Source organism: Nocardia brasiliensis NBRC 14402, from assembly GCF_000308475.2.
Classification (GTDB): domain Bacteria; phylum Actinomycetota; class Actinomycetes; order Mycobacteriales; family Mycobacteriaceae; genus Nocardia; species Nocardia brasiliensis.
On record NZ_BAFT02000024.1, the window covers coordinates 32,114 to 53,017 of the forward strand.

13 protein-coding genes are annotated in these 20,904 nt (G+C 66.4%); 4 read left to right on the forward strand and 9 right to left on the reverse strand.

Annotated elements, in window-relative coordinates; translation table 11 throughout:
• Genes TY25_RS05640 through TY25_RS05655 form a run of 4 tightly spaced genes read right to left on the reverse strand, consistent with a single transcriptional unit; the run spans window position 1 to window position 9,982 of the window.
• Complete coding sequence (locus TY25_RS05640) at window positions 1–5,925, reverse strand: type I polyketide synthase (protein WP_081868684.1); 5,925 nt, start codon at window positions 5,923–5,925, stop codon at window positions 1–3.
• 3 nt (window positions 5,926–5,928) lie between these two features.
• A complete protein-coding gene (locus TY25_RS05645) occupies window positions 5,929–6,984 on the reverse strand; it encodes a hypothetical protein (RefSeq protein WP_042254633.1) in 1,056 nt (351 codons plus the stop codon).
• A complete protein-coding gene (locus TY25_RS05650; RefSeq protein WP_042254634.1) occupies window positions 6,981–8,960 on the reverse strand; it encodes a CRTAC1 family protein in 1,980 nt (659 codons plus the stop codon). Before TY25_RS05650 ends, TY25_RS05645 begins: the two co-directional genes overlap by 4 nt.
• On the reverse strand, window positions 8,957–9,982 hold the full coding sequence (locus TY25_RS05655) for a DUF1702 family protein (protein WP_081868685.1): 1,026 nt from the start codon (window positions 9,980–9,982) through the stop codon (window positions 8,957–8,959). The genes TY25_RS05650 and TY25_RS05655 overlap by 4 nt, the downstream gene beginning before the upstream one ends.
• Window positions 9,983–10,494: 512 nt before the next feature.
• Here TY25_RS05655 and TY25_RS41455 point away from each other — a divergent pair.
• From TY25_RS41455 to TY25_RS05665, 3 genes are all read left to right on the forward strand, one after another.
• Window positions 10,495–11,220 (forward strand): helix-turn-helix domain-containing protein, encoded by a 726-nt coding sequence (locus TY25_RS41455; RefSeq protein ID WP_081868686.1) that lies wholly within the window; start codon window positions 10,495–10,497, stop codon window positions 11,218–11,220.
• Window positions 11,221–11,445: 225 nt separating this feature from the next.
• On the forward strand, window positions 11,446–12,087 hold the full coding sequence (locus TY25_RS05660) for a DUF6461 domain-containing protein (protein WP_042254635.1): 642 nt from the start codon (window positions 11,446–11,448) through the stop codon (window positions 12,085–12,087).
• A gap of 209 nt (window positions 12,088–12,296) precedes the next feature.
• Window positions 12,297–12,944 (forward strand): hypothetical protein, encoded by a 648-nt coding sequence (locus tag TY25_RS05665; protein WP_146153952.1) that lies wholly within the window; start codon window positions 12,297–12,299, stop codon window positions 12,942–12,944.
• Between the two features lie 66 nt (window positions 12,945–13,010).
• On the opposite strand, the gene TY25_RS05670 is transcribed toward TY25_RS05665, so the two are convergent.
• Both TY25_RS05670 and TY25_RS05675 read right to left on the reverse strand, forming a co-directional pair.
• Window positions 13,011–13,673 (reverse strand): response regulator transcription factor, encoded by a 663-nt coding sequence (locus tag TY25_RS05670; protein WP_226887310.1) that lies wholly within the window; start codon window positions 13,671–13,673, stop codon window positions 13,011–13,013.
• Window positions 13,655–14,911, reverse strand: a complete 1,257-nt coding sequence (locus TY25_RS05675; protein ID WP_052382821.1) for a sensor histidine kinase — start codon at window positions 14,909–14,911, stop codon at window positions 13,655–13,657. The genes TY25_RS05670 and TY25_RS05675 overlap by 19 nt, the downstream gene beginning before the upstream one ends.
• Window positions 14,912–15,017: 106 nt before the next feature.
• On the opposite strand from TY25_RS05675, the gene TY25_RS05680 reads away from it, so the two are divergent.
• A complete protein-coding gene (locus tag TY25_RS05680; RefSeq protein WP_115347047.1) occupies window positions 15,018–15,470 on the forward strand; it encodes a hypothetical protein in 453 nt (150 codons plus the stop codon).
• A 671-nt stretch (window positions 15,471–16,141) separates the two neighbouring features.
• Here the strand turns inward: TY25_RS05680 and TY25_RS05685 are convergent.
• The 3 genes from TY25_RS05685 to TY25_RS05695 all read right to left on the reverse strand — a co-directional run bounded on the left by TY25_RS05685 (window position 16,142) and on the right by TY25_RS05695 (window position 20,804).
• Window positions 16,142–19,624: a WD40 repeat domain-containing protein gene (locus tag TY25_RS05685; protein ID WP_042254640.1), complete on the reverse strand. Its 3,483-nt coding sequence runs from the start codon at window positions 19,622–19,624 to the stop codon at window positions 16,142–16,144.
• Window positions 19,625–19,770: 146 nt separating this feature from the next.
• On the reverse strand, window positions 19,771–20,439 hold the full coding sequence (locus TY25_RS05690) for a hypothetical protein (protein ID WP_146153953.1): 669 nt from the start codon (window positions 20,437–20,439) through the stop codon (window positions 19,771–19,773).
• On the reverse strand, window positions 20,436–20,804 hold the full coding sequence (locus TY25_RS05695) for a hypothetical protein (RefSeq protein ID WP_146153954.1): 369 nt from the start codon (window positions 20,802–20,804) through the stop codon (window positions 20,436–20,438). The genes TY25_RS05690 and TY25_RS05695 overlap by 4 nt, the downstream gene beginning before the upstream one ends.
• Between the last annotated feature and the right edge of the window lie 100 nt (window positions 20,805–20,904).

The window sequence follows — 20,904 nt, forward strand, 5'->3', positions numbered from 1 at the left end:
TCAACCTTTCTCGGTCACCGAGAACACCATCGATTGCTGGAATGCCGGTAACGCCAGGGTGGTGCTGAACGACCAGATGACATCGGTACCGTGCCGCAGCGCCAGCCACCCGTCGGCCGCGGACCGGTTGTCCAGGGTCAATCGGGCCCGGCTCACCGTGACGCCGAGTTTCGTGACGGCCTCGCGCGCGCTCCACACCCGGGTCGCGGCGGTATCGAAGGACTGACCCGTGGCGCGGGCGCACAGCTGGGCGAGCGAGACACCCGAATTGCCCAGCAGGCCGGTCCATTGCGCCGGTGTGCGCGCCTGGACGGGTTCGATGTCGCAGCCGACGGGGCAGGCGGCCACCACGGCGACGGTGAGTCCGGCGCCGTGCGAGAAGCTCGCGTATCCGTCCGGTATCTCCGGCCGCCCGTCGGGGCGGTGCCGCAGGACCGCTGCCCGTCCGAGCGCGGCAGCCAGCGCGCGCCGGGTTGCGGCACGGCGGCCCGGGACCCGCGGGTCGGTGTCGTCGTCGGCGACCTGCCGCGGCTGATCCCGGACGATCGCCAATTGCACAGGCCGGGGCAGCAGGGTTTCGAGACGCCGCTGCAGGTGTGGACCGAGCAATTCGGGTGTCCATCCGGACGGTGACGTAATAGGCGCGACCGCGGTGAGTTCCAGCGCCTCCCAGATCGCGACGACCGCGCCGTTCTCGTCGTGCACGACGACGTCGTAGATATACGTCGACTGTTCGTGAGACCGTTCGCGGGCGGCCAGGACTACGGTCCGGACGTCGGGCGCCACCGGTAACGACAGCACCCGTGCCACTTTCGACGGCAGCAGAGTCGAATCCGGCACACAGACTTGGATGGCGTGCATGAACGCGTCGCGCGCCGCTGGATCGTCCAGCACGAGCGCACCCGGCAGCATCGGCGAGAACCAGCGTTCGTCGCGCACGCGAATCCGGGCCACGCATTGTCGAGCGGACAGATGGTGATAATCCTCGATGGACCGGAACATCGGTCCGTGGAACATGATTCGGTTGTAGAAGTCGGTGTCGACAGCCATCCCCAGGCCGGCGGTCGCCGTGCGCGCGGTGTGCGCGAATTCGACCAGTCTTTGCAGCGGTTCGGTCGCCGCCGCCGGAATCGCCGGCGTCGCGCCGACGGCAATGTCGTTGCGCTGCCGGGCTTGCCGGCAAACGCCGCGGAAATGGTCGACCTGAAACGCGGTGGTGTTCGACCGGATGGCCACCCGGACGGTGTCGCCCGAGCGCAGCGCGGCGACTCGGATCGTGGTGACGCGGTCCGGTGCCGCGACGATCGGGCGGAGGAATTCGAGATCGTGCAACTGCACCGGATGCTGTTCGCCGAACAGCGCGGTGGCGGCCTGCGCCATCGCCTCCATGCCCAGCACCGCGGGGAACAGCGCGTCGCGGGAGAACTGATGATCGGTGAGATAGGGGTCGGTCGCCGTCGAAATATCGGCGTCGGCGAGCAATTCGATCCGGGGGACATGCAGGCGCGGACGTTCCAGGAAGCGCAGCAGCGGCAGTTCGATCTCGTCGAACCGGATCGTCGGCAAGCCGCCGGTTCTCCCGATCACCACCACACTGCTCGGACAGGCCGGAGTGCGCAGCAGATCCAGCATGAGTTCGACGCCGACGTCGGTCGGAATCGGCTCGATACCCTCGCGGACCAGCGAATCGAGCACGCCGAGCCGTTCCCCCATCCCGGTTCCCGCCCAGACCGACCACTCGATGGTGACGCACCGGCAGGCCGGTAGTTCGCCCGCGAGGGTATCGATGGCCGAGCGCAACCAGTCGTTGGCGATCGCGTAATGCGCCTCACCGCGCAGTCCCGCCCGGCCGATGATGCTGCCGAAGCCGACCACCAGACGGAGTTCGGCCGGGTGCAGCGATTCGAGCAGGTTGTGCAGGCCGTCGACCTTGGGCGCGATGGTTCGCGCCATCTGGTCCTCGGTCAGTGATCCGATCGCCGCGGGAATGTTGATGCCTGCACCATGCAGAATGCCGGTGATCGCACCGAGTTCGCGTCGAATCGTGGCGGTCGCGTCGGCGACCTGGTTCCGGTCGGTGACGTCGGCGGTGTAATAGTGTGCGGTCAAACCGGATTCGCGCAGTCGAACCATATTCGCGGCGATATCGGGATCGTCCGCGGGGGTACGCGCGATGATCGCGAGCACGCATCCGGTCTGTCTGGCGAGCGCGACGGCACATTCGATCGCGATACCGCGCACCCCGCCGGTCACGGCGACCACGTCGCTGGCGCCGAGTGGCAGGCGAGCGCCGACCACGGGCAGCTCACGCAGGACCGGCTCGGTCCGGGTGCCCGCAGGGTCGTAGTGGACCTCCCGGAAGGTGGTGGTCGCGGCGATATCGGCGCAGATCAGCCGCGCGCTCTCCGCGGGCGCCGGCCCGGCGGCCAGGTGGACGACGGTCGTGCGGACCGCAGGCGCCTCCAGATGCACCGTCTTGGCCAGCGCGGCCGCATCGCGGCCGTCGTCGACAACCACCAGGCGAGACCCGGCGTCGATCGCGGCGCGGGCCGCGGAAAGCATTCTGTCGATAGCGATCTCGGTTGATTCCGCAGTCGCCGGCCCGAGCCGGAGCAGCACACCGTCGCCGAGGCGGGCGGTGTCGAGCCGGTGCCGGAGGGCGGTGGTGAGTTCGTCGTCCGGTGGTGCGAACACCCGCCACCGGCCCGGCTCGTCGCCACGGAAGGTGGCCGGCACCGAGGCGGTGACGAGATCAATGGTGAACGGCCGCACCCAGATATCGACTCCGGTGAGATCGTCGGCCGGCTTCGGCGGCGCATCGTCGCGCGCCGCGTGCACGATATCGTCGATCGCCTCGGCGAGTTCGGCGATCGTGGCGGTGGCGACGTTGGTGGTCGGTTCCGGGATCTCGGTGCCGAGCAATTGCAGTGCGTCCGCGACCAATTGGGTGATCGTGATGCTGCTCAGGTGCAGATCGTCGAGCGGGTGGGTCTCGGGGGTGATGCCGTCGACGGGGAGTTCGACGCGCTCGGCGATCAACCGCCGCAGCGTCTGCAAGGTCGAGGTGTCGTCGACCGCTGCCGGGTCGGCTTGTTCGGCCACGGCCGGTGGGACTTCCGCGTGCGCCGCGGACCGTGCTTGGGCGAGGAACGAGTCGTTCGGTGCTTGCTCGCAAGGGCTTTCGAGGAAAACGAACTGTTTGTCGAGCGGGAGCGAGCGCGTGAAACGTTCGGCGGCGAATCCGTCCAGATCGGGCCGGGCGCCGAGGACATAGCACGCGGCGAGCGTGCGCAGGATCCCGGCGACGGAATCGCCGTCGGTTTCCATGGCGAGGGTGGGTACTCCGGGACAGACCTCGGCGGCGAGGGCCGACAGCGTCGCACCCGGACCGACCTCGACGAGCAGATCGCAGGTCTGCGCGAGTTGCGACAACGCGTCGGCGAATCGGACCGGTGCGTGCACTTGGCGTTCGAGCAGATCGGCCACGGCGCAGCCGGCCTCCAGCGGACCCGCGGTGACGGTAGAGAACAGGCCGGATCGTTTGATATCGCCGAGATCGAGTTCGTCGAGGTAGCGGCGGAAGGCGTGCGCGGCCGGTGCGACCAGCGGCGAGTGGAACGCGTGCGAGACGCGCAGCCCGCGGCCGCGCAGGCCGGCGGCGCGCGCGCTCACCAGCACCGCGTCGACGGCTTTGGCCGGGCCCGCGATCACCGTATGTTTCGGACTGTTGTATCCGGCGATCACCACGGGGCTGTCGTTCAGCAGCGGTGCGACATGATCGGCGGCCGCGAAGATCGTCGCCATGGTGCCGGGCTCGTCGACGGCGACGGCCTGCATCGCCTGGCCGCGAAATGTCGCGACGCGCACCAGTTCGGTTTCGTCGAACACGCCCGCCCAGTAGAGCCCGGTCAGTTCGCCCAAGCTGTGCCCGACGCAGCCGACGACGTGCACGCCGGCGGCATCGAGCACCCGCAGACCGGCGAGCGAGGCCGTCACGATGCGTGGCTGCGCGTCCTCGGTGGCTTCGCCTTCGGCGTGCACGCCGACCTGTCGATACAGGTCGGCGATGCCCGCGAAGCGGCGTGCGGGCCGGCCGCCGTCGCCGTGCCCCGGCGCACCCTGCCCCGGAAACATCAGTCCGATGCGCGGCGCGGAACCGAGGTCCGCGCCGAGGAATTGGCCGGTGCCCGGCGCGAACCGGTGCCGTTCACCGGCCGCGAGGGCGTCGGCAAGTTCAGTCAACCGGTCCGCGGCTTGCTTTTGATCGGCCGCGACCACCGCCGCCTTGCTCGGCAGCCGGGAGTCGACCCGGGTCAGCTCGGCGGCGAGATCACCGAGTTCGGCGAACGAACAGCGCGCGGCGAGTGCGGCGGCCGCGCGTAGCTTGTCCGCCAGCTCCAGCGGTGTCGCGGCGGACACGATGAACAGTTCGGCGTCCTGTGCGCTGCGTGCCAGCCGAGTACCGGTGGTGCGCGACAGCGCGCGCGGTGGTATCCGGCTCTCCAGCACGACATGGGCGTTGCTGCCGCCGAAACCCAGCGACGATACTCCGGCCCGGCGCGACGGCACGGTGTCCGGGTCGTGCGGCGTCGCGTCCGCGGAAAGCTGTTGTGCGCCCGGCCATTCGAGGGCCCGGTCGGGGAGCCGGAGTCGATTCTCGGCACCCGCGAGGACCGGATGGGCCCGGTCGGTTCCGGTGATCGGCGGAATGGTGCCGTGGTGCACGGCCAGTGCGGCTTTGATGAGCGCCGCGACGCCGGCCGCCGCTTTTGTGTGACCGATGTTCGCCTTGATCGATCCGATCGCCACCGGGGGCCTGCCCGCATCCCGCGCGGCGACGGCCGTGTTGAACACCTCCAGCTCGGTTCGGTCGCCGACCGCCGTACCGGTCCCGTGGCCTTCCAGATAGTCGACGGTGTGGATCCCGAATCCCGCCATCCGGTAAGCGCGTTCGATGGCCCGCAGGTGGCCGTTGCGTTCGGGTCTGGTGATGCCACCGCGCCCGTCGGAGGAGATACCCCAGCCGGCGATCGTCGCGTAGATGCGCGCGCCACGGGCGATTGCGTCCTGCTCGCGCAGCAACACCAGGATCCCGCAGCCCTCACCTGGCCAGAAGCCGTTCGATCGCTCGTCGTACACGCGCATTTCCGACCGCGACAGCGCGCCGGTCTTCGCGAACCCGACCAGTTCGAACGGGTCGATGGACAGGTCGACGCCACCGACGACCGCGGCGTCGATATGCCCGGCGCCCAGGGCGTCACCGGCCTGCGCGACCGACAGCAGCGACGACGAGCAGGCGCCATCGATGGTGAAACCGCCACCGCCGAAATCGAAGTGGTTGCAGATCCGCCCGGCGATCGTGTTCGCCAGACCGCCGGCCAGGCTGTCCTCGGTGATCGCCGGAAACGGCGCCTTGTAGTCCGCCTCGTATTCGTCGAGGAAGACGGCGATCTCCGCCGCGGGCCAACCCTTGCGCTGCAGTGCCCCGGCCAGCGTGCGCCGGACGTAGGGCCACCGGAGCCGCATGGTCGAAGCACGGGTCATATCGCCGGTGAGCGTATTTCCGAGCACCACGCCGATCCGCTTGCGGTCCAAGCCTTCTCCCGCGGGAAAGCCCGCGTCGTCGAGCGCCGCCGCGGCGGTGTCCAAGGCCAGCCAGTGGACGATGTCGGTGGCGCGAAAGGTACTGGCGGCGACGCGATGCCGGGCACGATCGAAGGTCCAGCCTTCGATGACCGCCGAATGTGTCGCGTAATGGCGGTCCGCCGCCGCGGGGTCACTCGCGTAGTAGTCGGCCGCGTTCAACCGGACGGACGGGATCGGCCGGAATGCGCGCCTGCGGGCAAGGACGTTGTCCCACAGTTGAGCCGGAGTCGCGGCGTCGGGAAACCGGCAAGCCATACCTACGATCGCTAACCGAGCCATCGGTCATGCTCGCTGCGTGGGGGCGCCGGGAGACAGCGCCGGAACCCGTTCGCCGCGCCGACGTTCGGCGTCGCGGTCGGCGGCGGCCTTGCGCCAGTGGGTGAACCAGGCGTAACAGCCGCGGATCGCGCACACGATCGTGAGGGCGAAGAACAACGTGTAGACCACATTGAGAGCCATCAGCACCCCGTACACGGTCGCCACCGAGGCACCGAACATGAACTGGAGCCTGGCCGGGAACGGTGTCGTGCCGGGGTCGGTGATCATGTAGTTGGTGAACAGGATGAACGCCGTACCGGTCATGGTGCCGAGCGCGGCGACGAGCGCGATATCGAACAGTCCGTCGCGGACCAGGGCCTGGATCACGAATCCGCCGAGCCAGCCGACGATCAGCGGCACCCGGCCGACGAGCGTCGCGTTGATCACCGAGCCCGCGACTAGCAGCACGAGCGGGACCGCTACCCGGAACATCGTGTTGATGTTCTCGCCGAATTCGTAGGGCGGCGCGATGCTGACCCAGGCGCTGAAGCACAGCAGCGCCAGCGTGATCCCGAAGTTGGACGGATTCATGAAATGCCGCATCCGCCCGGCGAACGGGGCCTGGAACACATACTTGCCGGTGATCGCGGCCGCGACGGCGAACAGGACCGGCCAGAACTGATTGTTGGCGTAGAGCAGCATGTTCACTGCCAGAGCGGTGATATGCGCCGGCAGGAGAAACTCGTACACGCCGCGGGCCCCGCGACCCTGGAACCGCGGGGTAGCGTGCCGCGACCACGCGGTGATCGCTTCGAAGGTCAGATCCAGCACGTAAGCCGATAAGAGCGCCAGAATGGGCCATAACGGTGGTTGTTCGAAGCCGAGCAGGGTGTAGCCGATGATATTGAGGACGCTGAGCGAGATGGCGAAATTGCGCAGCGCCAGATACCGCACATCTTTCTTGGGTGGTTGGGGGTCGCGCTGCCGGTCGCTCGGGCCCGCACCGTTGGTGGCCGGCGGTGCGGCCGTCGTCACGGACGGATGATCGCGCTGGATTCGTTTACGGTTGAGCAGAGTCATGGTGCGGTGATCCCCTCGGCGATCTCGGTGGCCGTGTCGGTCAGCATCAGCGCGTGCGTGCCGGGCCTCAGCTGGAGTGTCTGGTGCCGTGGGACACCGTTGGTGTCGAGCCATGCGATCTCGGCGGTGACCGGACCGGTGCTCGCGCCGAGTCCGAAATGGACGTCGAAGCTGCGCTTACCGCTGTGGCCGCTGCCGCCGTCGAGCTGGCTGTGCATGGTCCGGCCGTCGGCGGTGCGCACCGTGACGGTCGCGTTGTACGCAGGCTGGCCGATGACCGCGGCCGACCCGCTGCGGGCCTGCGGTGCCGGCCGATAAAGGCTCAGCTGCAACGGATTTCCCATACTCGGTGAGCGGTTCGCGAAGAACGCGGGCGGTCCCCATTGGCGGGCCACCGCGAAATCGAGGGTCCCGGTGCCGGTGGTGTCGGCGATAGCGACGCCGCGGGTCGGTATCGGTGCGTCGGTGCCGAGCTGATCGGTGATGTTGACGTATTTGCCGTCGGTGCCCTTGGCGTAGAACGCCATGGTGTGATCCCCGGCGATGTCGTCACCGGGCGCCACCCGCGGCCACGCCCTCGGGTCGTGCACCAGGACGTCGTTGCTGGTGGCCAGCTCCTGCAGCCAGGTCCATCGGTTCTCGCCGTCGCCCTGCACGAATCCGGTCGTCTGGAGCACGTTGAGGGTTCCCGAATTGCGCAGGTCGGCGGCCTTGATATCCCAGCCCCAGCCCGACCAGGCCAAGCCGAGTTGCTGGGCTTGCTGGGAGAACGGGGCCCGTCCGTCGGCGAGTTCCCGGCGCATGTCCTCCGGGGAGGCGGTGTCGTTGCGCCAGGCGAAGTTGCTCTCCTGGATTCCCCACGGGGTCGTGATGTTGCTGACCAGCATGTCGAATTTGCCGCGGTTGTACAGGTCGACGAAATCAACGCCCATGCCCTTGAACGAATCTGCGCCCAGCACAAAGGATTTGGGATCGGTCCAGGTGCGCTGACCGCGCGCGATGCCGAAGCGGATATTGCCCGGCGTGGACTGGTTGTACAGCAGGTGATCGTGGCCGAAGTCGTTGCCGATATAGAGCTCGGGCCGCAGGTCACCGGTCAGATCGCCCGCGCCGAGCGCCAACGTCCAGCCGGTGGCCTGGGCGTACGGGACGGCCTGCTTCTCTTCGGTGTAGATCGGGATGCCATTGGGGTCGTTGCCGTTCCACCGCAGTACGCGCTCGCCCGCGGCATTCTTCGCATTCGACATCGAGTCGTTCATGACGACGTCGGGCCGGCCGTTCGGGTCGAGGACGCCGGAGTTCGGGAAGTAATTCCCGAACACGATGTCGGGATGGCCGTCAGCGTCGAAGTCCGCGATCGAAACAGCGTTGGTGTTCCAGCGCTCGCCGTTGTATTGATCGCGCGTGTTACCCGGCGGGACCACCTCGACCGGGACGTACGCCGGGGCCGGATCGGCGGCATTGTCCCTGTGCAGGAACATGATCGGAGTGCGTCCCCAGTAGTAGACGAGCAGATCCATGCCGCCGTCGCCGTTGAAATCGCCGGGGGCACAACCCATCGGCGCCATCGTCGAATCCATGATGAGCGGGTCCGGCCGGAGCAGGAATGGTGTGAAGCGATCCTCCTGCGGCGCGGTCGGTGTGTGGGTCACGATCACCGAATCGGTGCGCGTGTCGACGATGCACATGCCGTTGGACCGCCCGTGTCCGACCAGATCGTTGATGGCGATCGACGCACCGACGGAAGAGATCCAGGAGCGGATGTTCTGATACGCCGGGTTCACCTCACGTACGGTTTTCGCAGGTAATCGGTCGTATCCGGGTGGCATCGCGATCGACATGGATTCGAACCTGTAGTCCTGCGCCACGTCGGCCGGGTCGTCGGTGGTCACCTGTGCCTGGGCGATCAGGAAGGCGGCCAGCAATACCGCCACCGCGCAGATGGTCGGCACCAGGGCTCTCGTGCGGGAGTTCATGATTCGGCCTTTGCGGTTGTTTCCGGGTCTGCGGAAGCGGTCGGGTCGGGTGGTTCCGCGGTCAGGCATCGGCGCCGGATCCGCTCGCGCCAGAGCTCGAAGCCAGGGCCGCCGTTGATCGTGTGCACCACGGGCCGGGCGTCGATCGCGATCGCGGACGCGTCGGCGACGCGCTGACCAGTGAGTATCGCCAGAGCGGTCGCGGTGTTCGGCTGCACGATGCGGGCGCGGGCACGTGCCTCGGCGGCGAATATCGCACCTTGACCGAGGTCTCGGCGGTAGGCCGAGCCGCGGTCGCGCAACGCGGCGAGCTCGTCCGCGGTGGCGCCGCCGGCGTAGGTCGCCGCCAGGCCGAGGCCGGCGAACAGGTCTGGCTGCCGGGCCGCCGCGAACCCGTCGATCAGCGTGCACGCGGCGGCCGGATCGGCGCCCGAGACGAACCACAGTGCGCGCCCGATGCCCTGATCGATCGCGCGCGGTGTATAGCCGGGATGCCGGTTCGACACGACGGGCGGCTTCGCATCAACATACTGCTGTTTCACGTAGCGATCTGTATGGAAATAGGCTTGGTGAAACCCGTAACCATCTAGCGCCAGCCACATCAGAACCGGATCCGCCGCGCCGGTGAGCGCCGCCCGGTGCAGCGGCCGGGGGAGTCTGGCCAGCGCCCAGCCGACGCCGACGTAGATCATGTAGAGATGCTCGTCGGCTGCCGCGATGAAATCTGTCACGTGATGGTTGTGGCCCAGCGGCAGCCCGTCGCGGATCGCCAGCGCCATTGCGGCACCTTCGAATGCGAAACCTCTTCTGTTGCTTTCTATTTCGGATAATCTCTGCGCGGCTTCGGCTGCTGTGCCACACTCCGCGGCCACCCCGAATCCTTCGAGGAACGTCGCGCCGGCCGTCTCCAGGCATGATGCGGCGTGTGGATTGCGTGCGGGGAATCCCCGAACCCTCAACGATGCTTGCCGCGTGTCCGGCGTAAAGATCTTCCGGCGAAGCTTTCCCAGTGCGGAGACCATCCGAAGTCCTCCCTCGCGGAACCTGTACTCAAGATTGCCATCCGGCCGCGTCTGGGGCTTCTTCCTCGTTGCTCAATCTACAAAATAGAAGTATTCTACCGTCCAGTTAGATATGACAATCAGGGTGGCTAACTGAGCCACCAGCGGCACTCCGCGCGCTGCCTCGCTGCATCGGGGCTGTGGGGCTTGCGTCGGGGCTACGGGGCAAGGGGGTACCGAGCGGAAGTGCAACCGCCACTGCGGAATCGACGGCTTCACTTATCAAGCATTCATCCCACGGCCGATGGGTCACCGACATTTTCGTAATGAGCGTGCGGTCTTGGGAGCGACACCTGAATGGTTCGACCTCGGTGCCGGAGGCGGCCGGTCAGTGAAAAATCAGCGGCAGCGACCTGGTTTCGCTGTCCCAGCAAAGACGCTATTTTGCAGCTATTTCGCAGCCGTACGGCTGCGGAAGGCTTGATTCTGCTGCCGGCTCGGGCATCCTGGATTGTTATGAGTTTGGAGAGTTCGTGTCCGATCATATCGCTGACAGCATCAAGTACATGTGGGAAAATTGTGGGCAGCAAGTTTCCTTGGATGACCTCGCCGACGTGGCGAAATGCAGTAAGTTTCACTTCGTGAGACGGTTTCGCGTAGAAACCGGCTGGTCGCCGGTGCGGTTTCTCGCGGCGATCCGGCTGGCGCGCAGCAAGAAGTTATTGGCGTCCACTTCTATGAAAGTTTCTGAGATCTCATATGCTGTCGGGTATTTGAGTTACGGGACCTTCACGTCACGATTCACCGAAGCGGTCGGACTCAGTCCGTCGCAGTATCGGCGCTACATCCGCGGCGAACATGTTCCGCTGAGATGGTCCGAGCAACACACATATTGTGGCAGGGATTCCAGCAGGCCGTTGCTGTGTGGAAAATTGTCCGATCCCGGCGGAATCGCGGCCAGCCGCAGGTATATGAGTATATACTCCGCGGCGAACCCGCTGACGTCCGCCGTTGCGTTATTCAATGTTCCGGATCGGGGAGCGTTCAGTATCAGCTGCCTACCACCCGGGAAATGGGTGGCTCGGGCGATCGCGGTCTCCACTGTTTGTGACGACAGAAATCGTCGAACAGTCAGGGATGTCCGCACGGGAATCTGTGAGTTCCGGCTGCGGGAAAACGATCGACTCGAAATCGGTATCACGCTGAGCGAGCAGACGATTCGGAGCGCCCCATTCTTGCTGGCGCTGCCGCAGCTCTGAAACCCACCCCGCGCCCCGGCAAGATCGCGTTCAGCCCGGCCCGCCAGTCTGGCCGGGCTGATCGTGCTGGGGTGAATCGTCCTGCGGCCCTGGGGCGGACGTGCTCGGCACCTCCGGCCCCGCCTGGCGATCAAAGATCAGGTGAACTATGTTCACTGGGTCGAGACCGCGGTCGTGCCGGGGCACCGGCGGCGCACCGTAAGATCACCGGTAGATGAGGGATGTATGGCAACACCCGGCTTCCCGCCGAATACGCTTGATACCGAGGGCGTTCCGCTGTGGATCAGCGAGCTGGCGGACGACGACCCCAATCATTGTGTGCACGTCGTCCGTGGGCTCGAACCCGCCGCGGCGCTGGAGGTGCTGGGGGCCAAGGCACGGCTGTTCCGTCCATGCGAACTACCGGCCGGCAAGCCGGACGAGCGGACGTCCCTGCCCGCGGCGGCGCTCGGCGGCGAGCGCGGCGATGCCGCGGCGACGCTGCTGGCGGGCCGGATCGGCGAATGGACCTTCGTCTACGACGACGCCGGGGCCACCGACGATGTGGCAGCCCTGTCGGCCGACGGGCGAGTCGCGGCGACCAGCTACTACTCGATCAACGCGGACGCCAGCCTGACCTACTGTGCCGACGGAAACGAGATCGCCTGGATCAACGTCGACGACCTCGAACTCGACACCGACCTGGCCGACCTCCCCGCCGAACTCCGCGCGGCCTTCGAAGCCGCAGGCACCCTCGAATTCGACTACCTCGAGCCGGGCGACGCCGACTACGCCATCTGCATGCGCGCCGTCACCGCCCTGGCCGCCCTCCCACCCACCCTCGCCGACCTCCGCCGTATCCCGTTGCTACTCACCCCTTTCGGCTGAGCGCGATGCCACTCGCGCCGGCCGGCGGCGCAGCACGGTCAGCAGCCCCGGCAAGCAAACCTGTTGCTGTGCAAGGAATCGAACTGTTGCCGGTAATCGCATCGCCCACCTGGATGGCACGATGACGGGCGATTGCGGGTCGGCGCAATAGGATGACGTTGTCCGGCCGAGATGTGCCGGACATGGATCGCACGAGGTGGGTAGATCGTTTGACCGAGCAGTCGATTGACGTGGGTCCGCCTGTTTCGGGTGCGGGCGCAGCGGATCGAGGCTCGACCTGGCGGCAGCTCCGGCCGATGCTCGCCGCCCTCGCGCTGGCCGTCGCGGCGCTCGTGGCGGGGATCATCGCCTGGCCTGTAGACGGTTTGGCGGTTCGCTTCTTCCGGTTCGACGTCATCCCGCTCGCGGTGGCTCCGCTGCTCTGGACGGCCGCCGTGGTGCTCTTCGTCGTCTTCCCGCCGAGGCGTCCGGCGTACCTCAAATGGATGTGGCGCACGTCGGCTGCTGTCCTGACGCTGATTACGGTTCCGGTATGGGTATGGACGGCATTGGTGATGTCCCTGAGCCCGCATACGGGCAAGACCGCCATGGTCGAGGTGAGTCCGGATGGTCGCCACGAAGCCGTCGCGGTGTCCTATTCCGCATTCGATTCGGGCTGTCGCGTGTGGCTTCGGGAGCGCGGCGGGTTGTTCAGCAGGCAGTCTCTGGTGTGGGAGGAGACCGAAGGATATTGCCCGGTGCGGGTGTCCTTCAGCGATGACACCACGATAAGTGTCACCGATTCCAGTGGCAGACGGACCATGACGACAACCTTTGATCCCGAACGAACACAGGTAGACGCCCTGCTGCGCTCGTAGCCAATCGTTTTCGGATGTGGTGCACACTATTCGGCATCGCCACAGTTGGAGCCTGGACTGCGCCGGTCAACGGCCCGGTGCGATGAAACCGGACTCGTAGGCGGTGATGACCGCCTGGGTGCGGTCTCGTGCGCGCAGTTTCATCAACACGTTGCGGACGTGGGTTTTGACGGTTTCGACACCGAGGAACATCGAGGCCGCGATCTCGGCGTTGCTCAGGCCGCTCGCCATGGCGCGCAGTACTTCGGTTTCGCGGTCGGTCAGTTTCGCCTGTGCCAGAACGTTGTTCGGCAGTGGGGGGCGCGCGGCGACCAGCGAGCGGATCGCGCTCGGGAACAGCACCGAGTCGCTGGTCGTGACCGTGCGGACGGCCTGCACGAACTCTTCGGGCCGAGCTCGCTTGAGCAGGAAGCCCCTCGCGCCGACGCGCAGTGCGTCGTAGACATACGAGTCGTTCTCGAAGGTGGTGATCACCACTACCTTCGGCGGGTCGGCCAAGGCGGCCAACAGATTTCTCGTGGCGGCGATACCGTCCACGGTCGGCATCCGGACGTCCATCAGCACGACGTCCGGTCGCGTTGCGCGGACGCGGTCGAGCACCTCGCTGCCGTCCTGCGCTTCGCCCACCACATCGATGTCGCGCTCAGCATCCAGGATTGCGCGTAAGCCGGTGCGCACCAGCGGATCGTCGTCCACGACGAGCACCGCGATCACGGCGTCACCACCCACGGCAGGGTGGCATCGACCGACCATCGCTCACCCGTCGCACCGGCACGTAGCTCGCCGCCGAGCACCAGAACCCGTTCCCGCATACCGATCAATCCGCGCCCGTGTCCGGTCGACGACCCGCGGGCCACACCGTTCGACACCTCGAGCTGAACGACGGGCGGCGCCGCACGAACGACGAGATCGATTGCGCCACCGTCACCGTGCCGCACGGCATTGGTCAAAGCCTCCTGCAGTACTCGGAAAGCCTCGCGAGATATCGAGTCGGGCACGGTATTCAGATCGCCGACTATGGTAGTCGCGATCCGCGCGCCGTGGCAGCCGGCGGTGAGTCGATCGAGGCCCGCCAGGGTCGAGCCGGACAGCTCCTCGTCTACGCCCCGGCGCAGCATGCCGAGCGCCTGGTCGAGTTCGTCCAGGGCGGCTCGTCCGGCTGCCTCGATCTGCTGTAGCGCGCGCCGGGCGAACTCCGGATCGTCGTCGAGCACCCGACCGGCGGCCGCCGCCTGCATCGTCATCGCCGTCAATGCGTGGCCGACCGAATCGTGCAGTTCGCGGGCGAGCCGGTTTCCTGCGGCGAGCTTGCGCTCCTGACGGCGCAGCGCGGCCATCTGATCGGCCTGGGTAGGTCCGAGCAACGCCGGGGCCAGCTGCACCAGCAGCGAACCCGCCCCCGCGACGACGTACACCGCGACAACCAGTAACCCGGCACCCGCACAGCCGGTCAGGATGGCCGTCGGCAGGTCGGGAGCCGACACCGTGAACCGCTCGGTCAGATGCAGCGTCGCCTTATGCGAACCGGCGAACGGCACGACGAGCATCGTCGCGGCGGTCGGGACGGCCCAGATGAACACACTCGTCGCGCAACCGCCGACGATCAGCGTCAGGAAGTACCAGACGGCGCCCCGTGTCCGTGATTCCCACGCACGACTCGACGGCGGGTCCGGATCCGGCAGCGGTACCCCCAAAAGCGCTCGGACAACGACTATTTCGAGCGTCCGCACTGCCGGGAGCAATGTCACGCCCACGGCGACCACGGCCGTACCGACGGCGAGCGCGAGGACGAGGGCCAGGTCACCCGCGGTGGCCTCCGCGCGCCGCAAGCCGATCACGAAGGTTGCTGCTAGGCCGACGTAGGGGATGACCGCGACCCCGCCGAGAGCCAGATAGACGCCGCGCAGATAGGTCGACGGCCGCACCAGCGGGCCCGTCGCCGACCGCAGCGTCTGCCGGAATTGCACACGTCGATCATCCCAGAACCACGGATACGGCGATTCACTCGAATGGGGGAGTCGATTCACTCCGCGGCGGGAAGTGGTGCACGCCGCCGTGCAGAACAGTCGAACCATGACTATCAAAACATTCGACAACGCCCGCTCAGTAGTCTGGGCCGGCCGTCTGATCACCCTGCTCGGTGCCGGTCACACGGTCGGCGCCCTCATCCTCACCCGCGGCTTCTTCGACGACTGGCTGGCCGGCGATCTCTGGGACAGCTCCCTGGATCTGCGAGCGCCCCAACCGATCCTGGGCGCCTTCTTCGTCTCGGTAGCCAGCTTCGGTATCCCACTTCTCCTGACCGGCTGGGCCATCACCCGAATGGGCCACCACAACCTGGTCCCACCCCCGCTCCTCACCTGCACCCTCGCCCTCTGGATCACCGCCTGCGACCTACTCGGCGGCCCGAGCCCCCTCCTCCTCACCTGGCTCTCGATCCTCACCCTCCTGATCGCCGCCCACCGCAAATCCCGCGCAGCCACCCCGACCGCCCGGTCCTCCCAAACCCCCACCACGACCCGCTGACCCGTGGTGGCACAGTCGAACAGGCTCTGGCCCAGCTGTCGCCGCAGGCCGATTCTCCGTCAGCGCGTTGGTGCATCGACGAGCGCAAGCGGATGGGTACGCAGTCGTACCCGCGGAGTCGGTAATGGTTGCGGACTGGTGCGTGGTCGACTGGGGTTGGGCGCGCATTCGCAACCGCAAGACGGCAGGATGGGTCTTGGCGATGTCTTTTCTGTTGCTCATCATGATCGGAGTCGTTGCGCCGAAAGCGGATTCGGTCGAACCGGGCACGCAAACGAACTCAGAGCCCAGCACGACACCGGCCACTACGATTACGAAACCCATACCCAAACCTGCACCCACGCCGGCAACCAGCTCTGAACCCACACTGATCCCGGCTACCCCGGCACCGACCACTCCGGTGGCGATCCAACCTTTCGCGCCGTCGGTTCCGTCGACAGCCGCGCCGGTGCCGGCGCCGGAACTCCCCGCCCCGGCGCCCGCACCCCGTCCGCTGCCCGCACCTACAGCGGACGCGCCTGCTCCCAGAGCGGGAGTGACGCCCGGTGCTTTCTGCAGCCCCGACGGCGCCCCGGGCATCAGCAAGACCGGCAAACCCATGGTGTGTGGCCCCGCCGGGGACGGACGCTCCCGTTGGCACCAGCCGTGAGCAATTGCCGTGGAGCCGTCGCTCAGCACAAGGCCGGCATGGGGACTTCTCTGGCGTAGGTTTGCCATTCCGCCGCGGTGAGGAGTGTGGTTTTACTCTCGCAGATCGCTGCGGCGAGTTCCTCGGTTCGAAGGGCATAGACGCGGGCGGGCAAGGCATTACTGGTGGCGGTCGCGAGATAGCCGGGAGTTCCCGCAAAGCTGACATGCCGGGGACCGTCGTCAACGGTATGCAATTCCAGCGTCACGTGTGGCGATGCGGGGTCCGCGATGTTCCATATCTCGATCGATCCGTCGCGGCCGATCGCGAGTTCGGTGCCATCGGCCGCGAAGGCGAGAGCGGATATGGTTGCTCGATCACCGGACGGTCCCCCGAGGGTGGTCACTGCTCGGCTTTCGTCGATGCGACGGATCTCGACTGCGGCACCGTTCGAAACAGCGAGCACGCCTTGATGATTGAGGGCGATCGCACGCGGATCCCGGGCCATGTCATTGCGGGCGATGGTCTGCTTGCGGGGGACGGACGAGCCGCGGAGATCCCAGACGTCGATATCGTTGCCGCGGGTGAGTACTGCCAGGACACCCGTGTCGGTGAGGGCCATGGTGGGATGGTCAGGGTAGCTGCCCGGCTGGTCGAGCGGGTTGTCGTTGTCCAGGACGCGAGGGTTTGTCGACGCGTCGGCGACTTCTTCGAGGTTCCAGATTGCTATCTTCGAAGGCGATGCGACAGCGAGGAGCGTCCCGCTGGGATTCGTTGCGACAGAACCGGTGCCGCTCGAGCGGACATCGACCGGGGGTAGTCGCCGGGTGGCGCGCCATGGCGAGTGTGCGGAGTTCTGATCGGGTGCGCCTGGATCCCATAGGTACACGCCGCTGCTGCCTTCGCTGATGGCTGCGACTCGTCCGTCGGCCGACACGGTGGTGTGCAGTCCGTCGAAGTTCTTTCTTGGTTCGGCAGACCTCCAAGCGTCCATGTCCCGGGTGATGATCGCTGCGTCGAGTTGTCGGCTGGAAAGGAATCCTGCTCCGACCGAGTTCCATCGACGTAGCAGCGGTGCACTTACGGAGTACCCGGCACCCGGTGTGTTCGGGAGGGCGTCGATGGCGATGCCGAAGTCTGTGCGCTGCGTCGGAAGCGACCATATCCAGACCGTTCCGTCGCTGGTGGCGGCTGCGAGTGAGCGCCCTTGCCGCAAGAAGTGCACAGAATAGACGTCTGCCGGTGTGTGCAGGGTTCGGCCTTTGTCTGCGTCGCTGGAGTTCACAGTGATTTCTCGGCCTTGTGCGGCGATGGCTTGGTAGGCGCCGTCGCTGGAGTAGTCCAGATCCAGCAGCGGCTGTCGATCGGTGCTGGTTCCGATCGGTGCGACGACGCTGGTGGGTTCGGCGTGCGCTGGTCCATTGCTGAGGTCGAAGAATTCCAGACCGGGCAGTTTCGAGTTCCGGAGTATCAAAGTTCGGCTGTCGGGGCTGAACATCAGTCGGCGTGTCTGGTTCGTCATGACGGCGATGCTGGTCGGCGGACGATCGAAATCCGGGACCGCGCCGTCGGAGCGGACTCGTGTGGTGTCCCAGATGCGCACCTGGTTGGTTTGCCCTGGCGACACGGTCCCGGCCGCGCCCAGAAGTGTTCCTGCCGGGCTGTACGCCACGATGGGATAGCCACTGGGAAGCTCGAGGGTGGGCAGCGGAGCCGGTGCGGTGTCGCTGCTGATGTCCCATCGCAGGATCTTGCCGTTTCGCATCCCTACGGCTATCTCGCGCGAGTTTGCGGCGGTCGCTGTGGAGACGACTTCGTCGTCCCCGACGGGAAGGTCGTAGATCGGGCGCGGTCGACCTTTCATATCCCACACTTGAACGCGCGCGGTGCCTGGGACGGCGTCACAGCTGACCGCGTCGTTGCCGAATGGCGTGCATTGCTTCCGGTCGATCTGATGCCAGGCAGTGAGTCGCTGCGCATCCGGACTGAGAGAGATGCCGGATACCTCGAAATCTATTGGGAATCTTGCCAACTCGTTGACTCCGCTGGCAGTGATCGTCGCGAATGTCACTCGGCCGTCAGGGGCGGCGGCGGCGAGACGGTCAGTGTTCGGGGCGGTAGTGAGAATCGTTCCGGCGCCGGTGATCCGGTACGGCACATCGCCCGCTGAGGAGCTGAGCAACTCCGTGCGCGCTTGGGGAGTGTCGGCGATGCGTAACGCTGCCAGCGCTAGTTGCTGGGCGACGGCGGGATCGATCTCGCGCAGCGTGCGTGCGGTGTCGGCGAGCTGTCGGGAGCGCGTCACCTCGAGTTCGGCGCGGTGGTTCGCGTCGAGTACCCATGTCCATGCGCCCGCCAGGACGGCCACCATCGCGATGGCGAGTGCCACGACCCGTCGGGTGGGGTTGGGTCTGGTTCTCGCCTCGGCGATTGCGTCCGCCAGTGTGTGGGCGGGTACGAGTTGCGGACAGAAGCCATGCGGTACAGAGTCTTTGGCTTCGTTGTAGTCATCGAGGGGGACGATGATCCGCAGGCCTTTGCTGTTCGCGGCAGGGAGTTTGGCCGCGTAGCCGGTGACATGCGCGAGTGTGCCGTCGGTGTTCAGATCGGCAGTGGCTGTGGTTTTCGGGTCGAGCGTGTGTGGCCTGAGTGCGTGCAAGCGCGGGTGGCGGGGCGCGATGTCGTTGAGTGCTATCGCTATCGCGACGCTCATCGAGGCGCCGCGCAGCCTCGCGTAGGGACCGCCATGTTCGCCGGTCACTGACCAGAGCACACACGAGTCGGTTTCTGTGAGTGTGCTGCTGTTCCAGGCGGAATGCAGGCTTCGGATGAATTCGGGGTCGGGTTGGGTGAATCCGCTCCAGGCCGGGTCGGGATGCATTCCGCTGGGGCCGGATTCGAGTAGGTGCAGAGTCAGTCGGCCGACCTCGCCCTTTTCGTTGCCATTGCTGTCGCGATCGCTGGCGACGAGCAGGACAGGTATTTCGGTCGTGCGTCGCTCGGCCGGCCGGACTCCGGCGACCTCCAGCGCGGTCAGGATCGCGAAACCTCGCAGTTGCGTCGGCGCATCGCGCCACAGCTGCGCGAATACCTGTACCAGTGTGGCGGGACCGTGTGGTCGAGGCCCCGCGACGAAGGGGGTGCCCACCGAGCAGAGCCCGCTGGCAGCGAAGTGGTCGAGGAATGTCTGGGCACCTTGCGCGGGCTCGCGTGTGCCGGCGATCGCGCAGGTGAGATGCGCGACTGCCAATGCGGCGGAGTAGTCGAACGGAGCGCGCACACTACCGGACTGGTCCGGTGTCTCGGCCTCGTCCCGGAGCGGGTCGGTCCGCCATTGTCGTGAATAGCACGTCAGGGCATGCGCTTCGCGCGTGGTCGGGTCGAGCAGATCGCGTGTCATGCTGTCCGAGAATGCACGTCGGCATTGCGCGAGCCAGGTCGGCTGTGCCCGTGAGCCGGTGAGCTGTTCGTAGAGCTCGCGCAACGCACGCTCGTCCAGATCGGGCGCCTGCTCTGGGTCCACCATCAGTGCCTTCCCGCTCGCGACTCGACGAGACGGTCGTCAATCGATGAAAGATGATGCAATCACGTCGATTTCGGCCGCGCCATCGTGATCATCGGCGTCACATGAATGTCGCCACCGTGGACGCGAGCACAGCGCGGCCGGGAGTTTCACGTCCGCTCGAGTCCATCGACGATTGCGCGCCGAACAGGGTCGTCGGCAAGGAGATTGCGCGCGATTCGCCGCCAGGCATTGCGTTCACCGGTGAGGGACGCACCGATCGCGGCGATGATCTGCTCGCGAAACTCGGCGCGAAGTTCCGTGGCCAGGATCGCAGTGAGCGTCAGCTCGTCGTAACCGGCGATGGTGGTGATGATCCGGCCGATGCGACGGTTGTCCGGACCAGGATGCAGCACGAGCAGCAGGTCGGCTGTCGTCGGCTGACCGACGGCATGAATTCTGAGGAGATCAGCATCGATCGAAGCTGGGGGCAGGGACACGGTGAGCAGGTATCGATTGTCGAAAGGTGCCCAGGCGAAATCTTTACCGTCCTGGTGGAGATGATGCGCGGGCAGCTCTTGGTCATCGGTCGTAGACGCATCCTGAAGTTCACTGCGCCAGGCGGGAATTACCATCAGCGGTGCGGAGTATTCGGATTCGGATCTCTCGCCCGCGCGACGATTGCTGTGCGGCGATCGGCCGATGTCCGCGGGCGGAGTGGGGGATGCGCTGGGAAGCGGACGGTTGGACATGGCGGCCGCAACCCGGTCGAGAAAGGTGGCGGGCCTGGCAAGCGTGCGTCCGGTAGGGCGCCGCCAAGTACCCAGGATGGAGTTCATGTCTCCTCCCGGGCGGGTTGCTCCGGTGTTGCGGGTACGACGCCGGTGTCCTTGCCGTTTGCGAGAGAACTCAAAGACAGTGCGCCGGTGAGTCCGACCGCGATTCCGGCCTTGGCATCCGCTATCCAGCCTGCGCCGGCCAGGGCACCGGCGAGCACGGCTGTCGCGAGCAGGCGCAGGCCGACATTGCTACACCACCAGAAACCTGGTGGCGGGCGAGTGAGATCCCCTGCGGCGGACTCCTGTTCGGACCGCCACGGCCATCTGCCTTCTTTACTGGTGAATTGCCATAACTCGTACATCGTCGCACCGAACGCGGTCACCGCAGCGATGATCGAGCTGGCCGCGACGAGAGTCAGGTTCACGATGTCCAAAGCTACCCCACCTGCCACGGCGGCGAGCCGACCTTCGGCACAGTGGTCTTCTGACCTGATCGGCAGCCGACTACCTTTGCCGCATGTCCAT

What these genes read in the sequence shown, in the direction of transcription:
- TY25_RS05650 (WP_042254634.1), bottom strand. Translation starts at nt 8,960, where the DNA reads ATGAACTCCCGCACGAGAGCCCTGGTGCCGACCATCTGCGCGGTGGCG.
- TY25_RS05655 (WP_081868685.1), bottom strand. Translation starts at nt 9,982, where the DNA reads ATGGTCTCCGCACTGGGAAAGCTTCGCCGGAAGATCTTTACGCCGGAC.
- TY25_RS05685 (WP_042254640.1), bottom strand. Translation starts at nt 19,624, where the DNA reads ATGGTGGACCCAGAGCAGGCGCCCGATCTGGACGAGCGTGCGTTGCGC.
- TY25_RS05660 (WP_042254635.1), top strand. Translation starts at nt 11,446, where the DNA reads ATGGCAACACCCGGCTTCCCGCCGAATACGCTTGATACCGAGGGCGTT.
- TY25_RS05640 (WP_081868684.1), bottom strand. Translation starts at nt 5,925, where the DNA reads ATGGCTCGGTTAGCGATCGTAGGTATGGCTTGCCGGTTTCCCGACGCC.
- TY25_RS05680 (WP_115347047.1), top strand. Translation starts at nt 15,018, where the DNA reads ATGACTATCAAAACATTCGACAACGCCCGCTCAGTAGTCTGGGCCGGC.
- TY25_RS05690 (WP_146153953.1), bottom strand. Translation starts at nt 20,439, where the DNA reads ATGAACTCCATCCTGGGTACTTGGCGGCGCCCTACCGGACGCACGCTT.
- TY25_RS05645 (WP_042254633.1), bottom strand. Translation starts at nt 6,984, where the DNA reads ATGACTCTGCTCAACCGTAAACGAATCCAGCGCGATCATCCGTCCGTG.